The sequence below is a fragment of the Enterococcus sp. DIV0210g genome, assembly GCF_050559705.1.
Classification (GTDB): Bacteria; Bacillota; Bacilli; order Lactobacillales; family Enterococcaceae; genus Enterococcus_B; species Enterococcus_B faecalis_A.
In genome coordinates, this window is record NZ_CP187903.1 from 487,218 (window position 1) to 500,074 (window position 12,857).

9 protein-coding genes are annotated in these 12,857 nt (G+C 39.6%); 5 read left to right on the plus strand and 4 right to left on the minus strand.

The window, feature by feature from the left end; translation table 11 throughout:
• Window positions 1-4 precede the first annotated feature (4 nt).
• Both IGI64_RS02430 and IGI64_RS02435 read left to right on the plus strand, forming a co-directional pair.
• Window positions 5-1,039, plus strand: a complete 1,035-nt coding sequence (locus IGI64_RS02430) for an aldose epimerase family protein (protein WP_429939372.1) — start codon at window positions 5-7, stop codon at window positions 1,037-1,039.
• A gap of 10 nt (window positions 1,040-1,049) precedes the next feature.
• Window positions 1,050-2,237, plus strand: a complete 1,188-nt coding sequence (locus IGI64_RS02435; RefSeq protein ID WP_429939373.1) for a galactokinase — start codon at window positions 1,050-1,052, stop codon at window positions 2,235-2,237.
• Window positions 2,238-2,319: 82 nt separating this feature from the next.
• Here IGI64_RS02435 and IGI64_RS02440 read toward each other — a convergent pair whose 3' ends face one another.
• Both IGI64_RS02440 and IGI64_RS02445 read right to left on the minus strand, forming a co-directional pair.
• Complete coding sequence (locus tag IGI64_RS02440; protein ID WP_429939374.1) at window positions 2,320-4,461, minus strand: glucosaminidase domain-containing protein; 2,142 nt, start codon at window positions 4,459-4,461, stop codon at window positions 2,320-2,322.
• 196 nt (window positions 4,462-4,657) lie between these two features.
• Window positions 4,658-5,245, minus strand: coding sequence for an isochorismatase family protein (locus IGI64_RS02445; protein ID WP_429939375.1), 588 nt, complete (start codon window positions 5,243-5,245; stop codon window positions 4,658-4,660).
• 320 nt (window positions 5,246-5,565) lie between these two features.
• Between IGI64_RS02445 and IGI64_RS02450 the strand changes: the two genes are divergently transcribed.
• The 3 genes from IGI64_RS02450 (at window position 5,566) to treC (ending at window position 10,696) form a co-directional block, all read left to right on the plus strand.
• Complete coding sequence (locus IGI64_RS02450) at window positions 5,566-6,267, plus strand: ABC transporter ATP-binding protein (protein WP_429939376.1); 702 nt, start codon at window positions 5,566-5,568, stop codon at window positions 6,265-6,267.
• Between the two features lie 12 nt (window positions 6,268-6,279).
• On the plus strand, window positions 6,280-8,898 hold the full coding sequence (locus IGI64_RS02455) for an FtsX-like permease family protein (protein ID WP_429939377.1): 2,619 nt from the start codon (window positions 6,280-6,282) through the stop codon (window positions 8,896-8,898).
• A 169-nt stretch (window positions 8,899-9,067) separates the two neighbouring features.
• Window positions 9,068-10,696: an alpha,alpha-phosphotrehalase gene (treC, locus tag IGI64_RS02460; RefSeq protein WP_429939378.1), complete on the plus strand. Its 1,629-nt coding sequence runs from the start codon at window positions 9,068-9,070 to the stop codon at window positions 10,694-10,696.
• Window positions 10,697-10,792: 96 nt separating this feature from the next.
• Here the strand turns inward: treC and IGI64_RS02465 are convergent, their stop codons facing one another.
• Together IGI64_RS02465 and IGI64_RS02470 are read right to left on the minus strand one after the other, a co-directional pair.
• Window positions 10,793-12,010 (minus strand): AI-2E family transporter, encoded by a 1,218-nt coding sequence (locus IGI64_RS02465; protein ID WP_429939379.1) that lies wholly within the window; start codon window positions 12,008-12,010, stop codon window positions 10,793-10,795.
• A gap of 115 nt (window positions 12,011-12,125) precedes the next feature.
• Window positions 12,126-12,851: a LytR/AlgR family response regulator transcription factor gene (locus IGI64_RS02470; RefSeq protein ID WP_016624565.1), complete on the minus strand. Its 726-nt coding sequence runs from the start codon at window positions 12,849-12,851 to the stop codon at window positions 12,126-12,128.
• Between the last annotated feature and the right edge of the window lie 6 nt (window positions 12,852-12,857).

A 12,857-nucleotide genomic window follows, 5' to 3' on the forward strand; every position in this document is an offset into this window, starting at 1 on the left:
ATGGATGAAAATCGATAAACAAGACTTTGGCGGCGGTTGTCACTTGCTGACGATCGAAAATGACAACAAAACAACACTTGCAGTATCTGATTTTGGTGCCAGGATCGTTCGCTTGACTGTTTTAATTGATGGGGAGCCGCGCGAATTGATTTTAGGGTTTGACCAAGCGGAAGAATATCAAGAAAAAGATCCTTACATCGGTGCATCGATCGGCCGTGTAGCTGGAAGAATCAAAGAAGGACGTTTTGTGATCAATGGTAAAAGCTGTCAAGCAGATACGGATCCGAAAACTGGTCATACATTACACGGAAATAATGGTTTTGATACAAAAAAATGGGCCTACACAACAGTCATCGGCAAAAATGAAGCTTCAGTCATTTTTTCATTGACTAGTCCAGACCAAGAAAACGGTTTTCCAGGAAATCTAGATGCAGAAGTTCGCTATACATTGACAAATGATGATGTTTGGCGTGTGACTACTCGCGGTATTAGCGACCAAGATACATTGTTCAATCCGACTAATCATGTGTATTTCAATTTGTCAGGAAATGTGGACGAACCAATTGATGAACACACATTGCAAGTAGATAGTGACCTGTTTGCTAAGTTAAAAGAAGACATGATCCCAACAGGTGAGATTTGTGCAGTTGAACAAACACCATTTGATTTTCAGGAACCGAAAAAATTGAAGACGGTCTTCGAAAGTGAGTTTCAACAATCACAAATGGTAGATGGCATCGATCATCCATTTTTCCTAAAAAACAATGGTCATTTTCTTCCTGTAGCAACCTTGACTAGTCCAGATGAAAAAGCAGCAATCAAAGTCTCAACAAATGCTTCGTGTGCGGTGATCTTCACAGCGAATTTTGGCGAAAATGGTCCAAAAATGAAAGGAAAAAAACTGGTAAATCATGGCGGTATCACTTTTGAGACGCAAGAAGCACCAGGTTCAGAACAATTCGGCAGCTTTGGCAATATCTTTTTGCCAGCTGGGCATGCGCGAGAATGGGTAACAGAGTTTAAAATTTTAAGCAAATGAGGGAAGTACAATGAAAAGAAGTCGTGAATTAAATACAAAATTTGCAGAAATATTTGGTCCGAAAGAAACGACTCAATATTTTTCTCCCGGACGAATCAATTTGATTGGAGAACATACCGATTATAATGGCGGACATGTTTTTCCGGCAGCAATCACTTACGGTACATTTGGTGTAGCTGCACCGCGAGAGGATAATAAAGTCTTTGTTTATTCGACCAATTTTGAAGAAGCGGGTGTCATCAGTTTTTCACTCGATGATCTTTCTTATGATAAACATGCAGGCTGGGCAAATTATGTCAAAGGCATGATTTGGAAGGTCACAGAAGCTGGTTATTCTATTCCTAGAGGGTTTGATCTTTTAGTTGAAGGGACGATCCCGAATGGTGCAGGACTTTCCAGCAGTGCTTCTTTGGAATTGCTGGTTGGGGTTGTTTTAGAATCTCTATTTGAATTGCCCATCGATCGTTTAGAGTTAGTAAAATTAGGTAAAAAAGTCGAAAATGAATTTATTGGTGTCAATTCAGGGATCATGGATCAATTTGCCATCGGTTTTGGCGAAAAAGATCAAGCCATCTTATTAGATACCAATACATTAAAATATGAAATGGTCCCTACACAATTAGGCAATTACGCTGTAGTCATCATGAATACGAACAAACGCCGTGAGCTTGCAGATTCAAAATACAATGAGCGAAGAAGCGAGTGTGAAGAAGCGCTGAAAAGATTACAGGAAAAATTGTCCATCAATTCTTTAGGCGAATTGTCAGAAGAACAATTCGCTGAAAACGAATCACTTATCGGAGATGAAACACTGATCAAACGCGCAAAACATGCAGTGACAGAAAACCAGCGCACATTAAAAGCAAAAAAAGCATTAGCAGGTGGGGACTTAGACTACTTCGGTCAGCTGCTGAATGCCTCCCATACGTCCTTGCAGCATGATTATGAAGTGACAGGAATCGAATTAGATACGTTAGTAGAATCGGCACAAAAACAACCAGGTGTTCTAGGCGCCCGAATGACTGGGGCAGGATTTGGCGGCTGCGCTATTGCTTTAGTCGAAGAAAAACAAATCCCGACATTCAAGAATAACGTTTATGATGAATATGTCAAAACGATCGGCTATGCGCCTGACTTCTATGTTGCGCATATTGGAAGCGGCACGCAAAAAATAGAAGAGCCGGAAGCTGTACGATAAAACGAAAACAACGATCGGCTCCACAAATAAAAAGGACTAAGGCATAACGCCTTAGTCCTTTTTATTGAAACGCTGGTTTATCTTACAAGTTGGATTTCCACCAGCTGTTTGCCAAAATCGTACCTAAAATCGGCAATTGTTCAGTGGTAGTAGTTAAAACCTGGCTGCGCGGCGGGATTTGATTGGCTGAAAAGTGATAGAAAATATCCCAAACAGTCGCAATCTTGAATCCTGCGAAACCAGATAAGAAAGAAGAAGCAGATGTACGTCGAATAGCAAAAGGACTTGTTCGATCGTTCAATCTTTGTTGACTTGACCAGCGAACAGGAGCAGTAAAGGTTCTTGTATCCTGTCTTGTGTTTTGTCTTGTTCCCTGATTAGTCTCTTCTTTTGGCTCATCGTATTGTGTAAGATCATACGCTTCGATGATCGCATTTAATTTTTGAGCATATTGTCTGTCTGTGGCATAACGACCTTGTAAGTGAGCTGTCGCTTCACGATAGGTTGCTGCTTCAGATTTCCAAGCAGGTTTGTAGAAATCTTTATTGCCGGAAATACCATTTTTAAGCAAATCAGCATAATCATCTAAGCTCTCTTTGTAACTTGGATATTTTCGGAATTGAGCACGGATTTGGTAGCTGTTGCCTTGTAAATCCTGTTCAAGTGTATTGAAAGAGACACTGCTGCCTTCAAAACTTCCCTTGATACCGAATAGATTATGATTTGGTTCTCTTGACAACAAACTATTCCCTGATCCGCTCTCCAAAATTGCTTGTGCTAACATCACAGAAGCATAGAGACCTTCCCGCTGACCAATTTCTTGAGCAAAACCGGATATTTTTTCCAAAAATTGATCCGTTGTCTGATTTCTTGAAAATTGGAATTGGTTCAAGCCGTCTAAGACTGAAGAACCTCCGGGAGTCAAAGAACCAGATGCTGTTGGCAAACCACTGATGTTCACGCGCACAGCAAAATCAGGCGTGAAATCTGAGATCGATGTGACACGAACTGAATCATTTGGTTGCGGAGCATGGATAAATCTGCCGCCGCCAATATAAATCGCTACGTGGTGAGTAACGCCGGTAGATGGTCCCCAGAAAAGTAAATCTCCAGGTTGTGCTTGGCTGACAGGGATTTGGGTCCCAGCATATTGCTGTTCGCCTGTCCAAGCGCCGATGTTATGTCCCGTTGCTTTCAGATAGACGAATTGGGTCAAACCAGAACAGTCAAAACTTGATGGTCCTCTTGCTCCCCAAACATATGGCGCACCAATATGTTTGAACGCTTCCTCTACGATGGCTCTTTGGACAGCTGTCGTATTCGTAGGAAGGGCAGCATCAACAGGTGTCTTCGTAACAAACTGTGAGGAATCTGTCCCAGCCACAGCTAACGGATCAGAAGCTGGTCTTGGGTTGTTTGACGAGTTGGCTGTGTTTGATCCAGAAGCAGGGCGATTTGGCCGATTCGTTGTTGACGAATTGCTTGAATTATTTTGCTGATTGTTACCCGACGGACGGTTATTGTTTCCGCCAGATGTCGAAGAACCTGAACCATTGTTGTTCGTATTGTTATTGTTGTTTCCTTGGTTTCCATTTTCAGGAGTAGTAGTTGAATCGGTTGTTTCATCTGTTGACGGCGTCGTTGACGAATCTGTGGATGAATCAGTTGTCTCATCCGTTGAAGAATCCGTCGTCGTATCTTCAGTTGAAGAATCTGTACTTGAGTCAATCGTTTGGAAGACGGCTGTAAAAGTCGCGTCTTGCTTGCCGATAGTGAATGTCCCGCTCAGTTGATCTGCTTCTGGGCTGAATAAGTCAGCACCAGTGATCTCAACAGAAACGATTTGTTCACCTTCTGATGGTTGGATCGTATAAGTGATCTTCGTTCCTTCAGCTAATCCGCTTAGTGAACCAGAAGATACATCAAGAAGTTGTCCGTCTGCTGTTTTGAACTGGACCTTGCTCGCAAGTTCTGAATCGATGAACAATGTGTGTACTGCTTCGGGCGTTTGCGATGAATCTGTCGTTGCCGCAGTATCGCCTGTACTTTCTGAGGAAGACGAAGACGTTGTATCTGTCGTCGCTTCAGCAGAAGAACTAGCAATTGCTCCTACATCAGAACTTTGAGACGTTTGATCATCAGCAAAAACAGGATGCGCGGCTAAGATAGTCGGCGCAATCAACCAAGAAGCGGCTAAAAGTCGCAGTGTTTTGTTTGTTTTCATGATTATCTAGTCCTTTTTCGTATTTTGTTCAGAAAATAGTTCTTATTAGTTAAATGGGGGAAAGGATACGGATTTTATATAAAATACGCATGCCTGCCTAAATTGTACCAGAGGATCCATTATTTCACAAAAAATATCCGTACCTTTTTTGTACAATTATTTCTCTCATTTGGAAAAAAAAGAAAAAATAGTAAATTTATTCTGAATCGAAAATCGTCAATAGTTCTGCGGTTGTTCGGATATCAGCGATTTTTGGGAAAAGTTTTTGGAAAAACACGCGATGCAGTTCTTCATCACGATCGCCGCACGCATCTTCGACAAGAATCAAATTGTATCCGCGTTGATAGGCATCTAAAGCAGTAGCGTAAACCCCGTTTGCTGTAGCTACGCCAGTCAAGATCAATGTATCGATCCCTCGTCGACGAAGCTGCAGATCAAGAGAAGTGCCATAAAAAGCACTTGGGTTATATTTAGTGATCTCAACGACATTTTCAGCTTCAGGATCAGAAGCGATAGGTAAAGCAAACGTTGTGAAGTCTGCTGGGACTTGCATTGGAGAATGCATGGTTTGTTCTTTGTTTGAACCTATCAAATGGAAGGTTTGGACATCTACATTAACTAGTGCAAGCAAAGCGGGTGTGTTTTTTAAAGCTGCAGCGAGCTGATTGTTTTTTTCAAGAACACTTTCTACAGGATAAGGAACGAGGGTACCGTTTAAAATTCCTTTTTGCATGTCGATAGGGACAAATGCTGTTTTGTGCAAATCTAAAGTATTTTTGGACATAAAAAAAGCCTTCTTTCAGTTATTTTTATACACGATTTTTTAGAGACAGTGTAAATTTATGCCTTCTTTTCTTTTTTGTCAATTCTTTCTACACCTAGCTGATTGCCTTTTTTATTGGTAGAATAGGTATGAAAGCGGAATTTATCTGATTAATAATAAAAATTTGGATAAAAAGAGTGAGCAGATCATCCTGCTGATTCTGGATATAGAGGAATAAGGGAGGGAACCGCAATGTCGAAATCAGGCAGCAAATCAAGCGGAAGTTTGGTAAAGGACTTTGCTGAACATTGCCAGTTCTCTGATTTTGACAGCGTAAATCAATGAATTATGTAGAAGTCAATCATGTATCAAAACGATATAAAATGGGTGAAACAATCATCACGGCAAACGATGACTTATCTTTTTCGATTGAAGAAGGAGAATTAGTGATCATCTTAGGTCCCAGCGGCGCAGGCAAATCAACTGTCTTAAATATATTAGGGGGAATGGATACACCTGATGAAGGCGAAATCATTATAGATGGGGTAGATATCGCCGCTTTTTCAGACAAAAAGCTTACAGCTTATCGACGAACGGATGTCGGGTTTGTTTTTCAATTTTATAACTTAGTTCCTAATTTGACAGCAAAAGAAAACGTAGAATTAGCCACAGAAGTCGCACCAGATGCTTTAGATCCTGTAGAAGTCTTGACGCAAGTAGGGCTTTCGCATCGTTTAAATAATTTCCCCGCACAACTTTCTGGCGGCGAACAGCAGCGAGTATCCATCGCTCGTGCCCTTGCTAAAAATCCCAAATTACTATTGTGCGACGAACCTACAGGAGCACTGGATTTTGAAACAGGAAAACAAGTACTCAAATTACTTCAGAGCGCAAGCAGAGATCATGGAAATACCGTTTTGATCATCACCCACAATTCGGCGCTGGCACCTATCGCAGATCGAGTGATCCATATCAATGATGCAAAAGTACGCCAGATCGAGCGGAATGAACATCCTCAATCAATCGATGATATCGTATGGTAGGAGGACAGAAAAATGAAAAACAAAACCTATCTCAAAGCTAGTTTTAGAGAAATAAAGCAATCAAAAGGCCGATTTATCGCGATAATAATGATTGTTTTATTAGGTACACTATTATATGTTGGTGTAAAAACAGCTGGTCCTGTTATGCAAAAGACAATGGATCATTATGTCACGCAGCAACATCTATCTGATCTGCAAATCATTTCAACAGCTGGTCTATCACAAAAAGATATCGATCTCGCAGAAGAAGTGCCAGGTGCCGAGGCAGAACCCGGCTATCAATTCTATTATGCAGATGCAAATAAAAATGAAGTCGTCCAAGTGTTTTCTTATGATGCACAAGGAAAACAAAACCAGCTGACACTGACAGAAGGGCATTTTCCGAAAGATAAAAATCAAATCATTTTAGATGAAAAAGCAAAATCAGCTGGATATAAAATCGGGGATGAGTATCAAGTCAAAGAAGATATGCTTGATGTGACAAAGTATACGATCTCAGGCTTTGTCCGGTCACCGCTGTTCATCAATAAACTGGAACGAGGATACACGAATATCGGGAATGGTTCAGTTGATTATTTTGCTTATATCCCTAAAGAAAACTTTACTTCTGAAAATTACTCGATCCTATATTTAAGCTTTGGAGAAATGGATTCAGAAACAGTATACAGTGACAGTTACCAAGAAAAAATGGACGACAAACAAGATCTGGTCGAAAAGAAATTCGAAAATCGTCCTGAAGAACGTTTAGCAGAACTGAAAAGTACAGCAGAAGATGCACTTTCTGGCGAGAAACAGAAAGTTGCAGACGGCAAAGAACAATTAGAACAAGCAAGAGCGCAAAGTGCCGCTTTTGCACAACTTGATCCATCGATAACTGCTTCTTTAGATCAGCAAGAAGCAGAGCTGAATGCAGCGAAAGAAGAGATTGCTGCTCAGGAACAAAAAATCGCCGAACTGCCAGAGCCTTCTTACTTGTATCGTCAACGCTCGGAAAATGTCGGTTTCCAAGAATTTGGTGATTTAGCGGATCGAATTGCAGCCATTGCGAATGTTTTCCCATTATTCTTTTTCTTTATTGCTGCATTGATCACTTTTACGACAATGACACGAATGGTGGAAGAAAACCGTAGTGAGATTGGGATGCTGAAAGCATTAGGCTATACCAAATTGGAGATTTCTACAAAGTACATTATCTACGCGTTGTTGGCTTCTATTTTAGGTGTTGGATTTGGTGTAGTTTTAGGAACGAACTTGCTGCCAAGAATCATTTTTGAACTTTCCAGTGCCCAATATGATGTGGGTGAAGCACGGATTTTTTATGATTGGGTGCCGATTGCTCAAGCTTCCGCAGCTTTTCTTGCAGCAACATTTGGTTCGGCATTGATTGTTTTGCTGAAAGAATTACGGGAACGTCCAGCGACACTTTTACAACCTAAAGCACCAAAACCAGGGAAAAGAATTCTTTTGGAATATATAAAACCATTATGGTCAAGATTGAGTTTCAATCAGAAAATCAGCTATCGCAACTTGTTCCGCTATAAATCCAGAATGTTCATGGCAATCGTCGGTATTGCAGGCTGTGCTGGTCTGATGGTCGCTGGTGTCGGACTGAAAGATTCTTTAAGTGCCGTTGGAGACAAACAATTTGGACCAATCACTGATTATCAAGCAATCGTTACTGCGAATGAAGATGCGGATAATCAGAAAATCGAAGACACGCTTTCTGATCAAAAAGACGTAACGAGCTGGCTAACGACAGAAAGCCAAACGATGGAACTTAGGAAATCGGGAATTCCGTCACAAAATGTCACGATGTTTGTACCAGAAGACAGTCAAGATTTCGCAAACTATGTCCACTTAGAAGATTTGAAGGGAACGGCTGTCGATCTGCCAGAAGATGGAGCAGTAATCACTGAAAAAATCGCTGATACCTTTGAAGTGAAAAATGGAGACAAGATTACTTTATATGATACAGATCAAAACAAGATAGAAGTAACGATCAAACACATCGTTCGAAACTATCTAGGAAACTTTATCTACCTATCGAAAAATGCATATCAGCAAGCATCAGATAAAGAGTATTCTCCAAATGCCTTTTTAGTCAAAACAGAAAAAATGTCTAAAAAAGAAGAAGAAAACTTGTCTAAAGCATTTCTTGATACAAAAGAAGTGTCGAATACTTCCTTTATCTCTAAACAAATCGAAGTTCAGGAAGATTCGATGGCCAATCTAGATGTCGTCGTGTTGATTTTTGTGGTATTGTCTGGTTTATTGGCATTCATCGTGCTTTATAATCTGACGAATATCAATATTTCTGAACGTGTGCGAGAACTATCCACAATCAAAGTATTAGGTTTCTTTGACAAAGAAGTAACGATGTATATCGTTCGTGAAAACATCATTTTCACGATTTTAGGAATCATTGGCGGAGCAGGTGTCGGCTATGTCCTGACTGAGTTCATCTTGCAGCAGGCATCAATGGAAAATGTTATCTTCCCATTAGTCATCAGCTGGCAAGCTTATGTTCTGTCTGCAAGTTTGACCATCCTTTTCACAGTCATCGTTATGATCGTTACCCATTTCAAATTGAAGCACATCAACATGATCGATGCGCTGAAATCGAACGAATAGAGTTTAAGAAGAAGCTGTTTGACTACTGTCGCAGCTTCTTTTTTATTTTGGGGTGTACAAGAACTTTTAGGAAAATGGTGTAAGCGGTATACAAAGAAGCTTTTTTTCGCTATAATAAAAGAAAATGCAACTTGTATATATAAGTTACAAATGGCAAAGGAGCGGGAAAATGACTTTTAAAGAAAAAGTAATCTATCAAATTTATCCTAAGTCTTATAAAGATACAAATGGCGACGGAATCGGGGATTTACAAGGAATCAAAGAAAAATTGCCTTATTTAGAAAAATTAGGTGTTGATATGGTCTGGTTGAATCCAATCTATCCCAGCCCGCAAAAAGATAATGGTTATGATATTTCAAATTACACAGCAGTCGATCCGATGTTTGGAACAATGGAAGACTTTGAAGAACTAGTGGCTGAAGGAAAAGAACATGGTATTGAATTTATGTTAGATATGGTACTGAATCATGTATCGACAGAACATCCTTGGTTCCAAAAAGCACTTGCAGGAGATACTTATTATCAAGATTTCTTTATCCTGCGTGATGAACCCACAGATTGGATCTCAAAATTCGGCGGCAGTGCTTGGGCACCATTTGGACACACTGGAAAATATTACTTGTGTCTATATGATGATACACAAGCAGATCTTAATTGGCGAAATCCAGCAGTTAGAGAAGAGTTATATAAAGTCGTTCGCTTTTGGATGACAAAAGGAGTCAAGGGATTCCGCTTCGATGTGATCAATGTTATTGGAAAAGATGAAGTTCTTAAAGACAATCCAGTAAATGAAGGAAAAGCAGAATATACAGACAAACCAATCACGCATGAATACTTAAAAATGCTCAATCAAGAAACATTTGGCAATGATCCTGAAATCATCACAGTTGGTGAAATGAGTTCAACGACCATCGAAAACTGTGTCTTGTATACAAATCCTAAGCGAAAAGAATTGACGATGACGTTCAATTTCCATCACTTAAAAGTGGATTATGAAAATGGCAAGAAATGGGCCACTATCCCATTTGATTTTAAAGAGCTGAAACGTCTCTTCCATTCATGGGGAGAAAAAATGAGTGAAGAAGATGGCTGGAATGCTTTATTTTGGAATAACCATGATCAGCCTCGTGCCTTGAATCGTTTCGTCGATGTCGAAAATTATCGCGAAGAAGGCGCAAAAATGCTTGCTTCAGTCATTCATTTAAATCGTGGAACACCATATATTTATATGGGAGAAGAAATCGGGATGATCGATCCAGCCTATACTTCGATCGATGATTATGTCGACGTGGAATGTTTAAATGCTTATCAGATGCTGATAGCTGAAGGAGCCGGCGAAGAAGAAGCTTTCAAACAAATCACCAAGAAATCCAGAGATAATTCCCGGACACCTATGCAATGGACAGCGGAGGAAAATGCTGGGTTTACATCCGGTACTCCTTGGCTGAAAGCAGGGGCTTCCTTCAAAGAAATCAATGTTGAAAATGAAACAGCAGATGGTATTTTTGCTTATTACCAAGAGCTGATCCAGCTTCGTAAAGAAAAGCGATTGATTGCTGAAGGCGAGTATAAACCGTATGCGCCAGAACACCCTCAAATCTATAGTTATATTCGTACACTTGAAGACGAAGAACTATTGGTTGCAGCTAATTTTTATGATAAAGAAACAGAACTTGAAGTACCAGAAAGATTTTTAGACTCAGAAATCTTGATAAGTAATTATTCTGATCCCGAAATTCAAGAACAGACAACATTACAGCCTTACCAAGTAATTGCTTTGTACCGGAAAGCAAAGTAGAAAGTAAATAGAACAGATTTTTAGAATCATCAAAAAAGACTGATCCGCATAGTGATCAGTCTTTTTTATGCAGCTAAAACAAGTTTTTAGAGAAGATTATTCGAAATAATCTTCCTCTGAGAAAGCAGATTTGTCATAAGTTCCTTTGTCTCCGTAATAACGGTTATATCTTTGTTTGAACTTACGGAAGAGATAAACGACCAGCAATTTGACCAAGGTATAGAATGGAATACCAAAAATCACACCAACTAGTCCTAACAAGTCCCCCATTACCAATAAAATAATCAAAATCGTGATTGGATGGATGTTCAATCTGTTTCCCATTACTTTAGGAATAATCAAGTCGCCATGCAGCAGCTGGACAGCAAACCAGACAATAACGAATTTTACAGCCATAAAAGTTGAATCTTGGAATGCAATAAACAGCCCAGGGAAAAAGGCGACAAATGGACCGATATAAGGAACAATGCACAAAATCCCCGCAGCGATCGCTAAGATACTTGCAAACTTAAGTCCAATAAGCAAGAAAATCCCCCAGTAAATCGCACCTAAAAGCAGTGATGCAATAATCTGTCCTTTTATGAAACCTCCAAGCTGGCGATTAGCAATTCTAACCAATGAACGAAAGTCTTCCCGAAAAGCTGGCGGAACGATATCCAAAGTCGTCTGATAAAATTTACGCGGATCTTTCAATAAAAAGAAAGCAATGATCGGACCTGTAAATAACGTAATGAAAGTGGTCGTGATCGCTGAAAAAATATTGCTGATTTTTTCAGCACCGCTTTGCCAATAATCACCAATGAAAGCAGACAGGTTTTTTGTTGCCTGGTCAATAGAGTGAGAAATTTGGTTCAAAGAGTCTGCAAAAGGTGTATCCACAGCAAACTGCTGCAGCTGTACTTGGACGTCATTAACGACCTTTGGAAACTGTTGGATCAAGTCTTCTGCTTGCTTCTGGAGTATGGGATAGACCAAGACACCGGCAAAGCCAAGGACGGTAAGAATCACACAATAAACAATAACAAGCGCGATACTCCGCGACATTTTTTTACTCATCCTTGTAATAATGGGGTCTAGTAAGTAATAAATAATCAAAGTAAATAAAAGAGGCGGCATTGTTGTTGCAAAAATTACCCAAAAAGGTTTAAAAATAAATGATATCCGATGAAATAAAAAAATAGCAAATGCACTTAAAATAAGCAGCCCTAAAATATAATAAGACGTTTTACCTCCCAGAAACCGAATAAGCTTCGATTGTTTCTTTTCCACAATAATCCTCCTTTTCTTTCTAGTTTCAATTATAAACAGAAGCATTTGAAAAAAGAAAGCCGGACGTCGCGAGGAAACTAAATTCTTTCAAATGTACAAAAATAAAAGAACTCCAGCAAACAAATCTGATTTGTTTGCTGGAGTTCTGCTCTTCGATGATTCAGATCAATTTTTTTAATCCTCGAATGGAAACCGGAATGACTTCACCGTTATTCAAGGTCACTTCACGAGCCCGTTTATTGATTGAACGGATATTTTGGCTGTTGATGACATAAGATTTGTGACAGCGAACGAAATCTGCGTGCTGTTTTTCAACATCTTTGATCTTTTCATAAAACTGCATTTGCGCATGCGTAAGGTGGACCTCTAATTTATGAGGAGTACCGGAAGCTGTTGAAAAGTATTGGATATCTTTGACTGGCAGAAATTTGATCTCATCATTGAACTCTACTTTGAAGATGTCTTTTTGAGGTTCAGATGTTCGGAAATCCAAAAAGATCTTGCTGAGTAATTGTTCTACATTTTCTTTTAGGTCAAAAATATCTTCCTTTAAGATATAGTCTGTAGGCTCAATGTTGCTTTTTAAAATCGTCAATGAAAGATCGTTATGTGAAGTTACATAAATAATCTTGCCTAATGGATCAAGTTCGCGAATCTTTTTACCAAGAATGATTCCGTTGAAGTCGCTGCCTTCTAATTCGATATCCAAAAAGTAGATGCCGAAAGAAGAAGTACGTACTTTTGCCGCTTCCAATAATTCTAAAGGATCCGAGGTCGCGCAATGAACATAACTATCCAATTTTTCGATCATGATCCGGTTTTTGATCACTGCGTTTAGAATCTCTAATTGTCTCTGATCGTCTTCACAAATATATATGGGAATCATTATTCT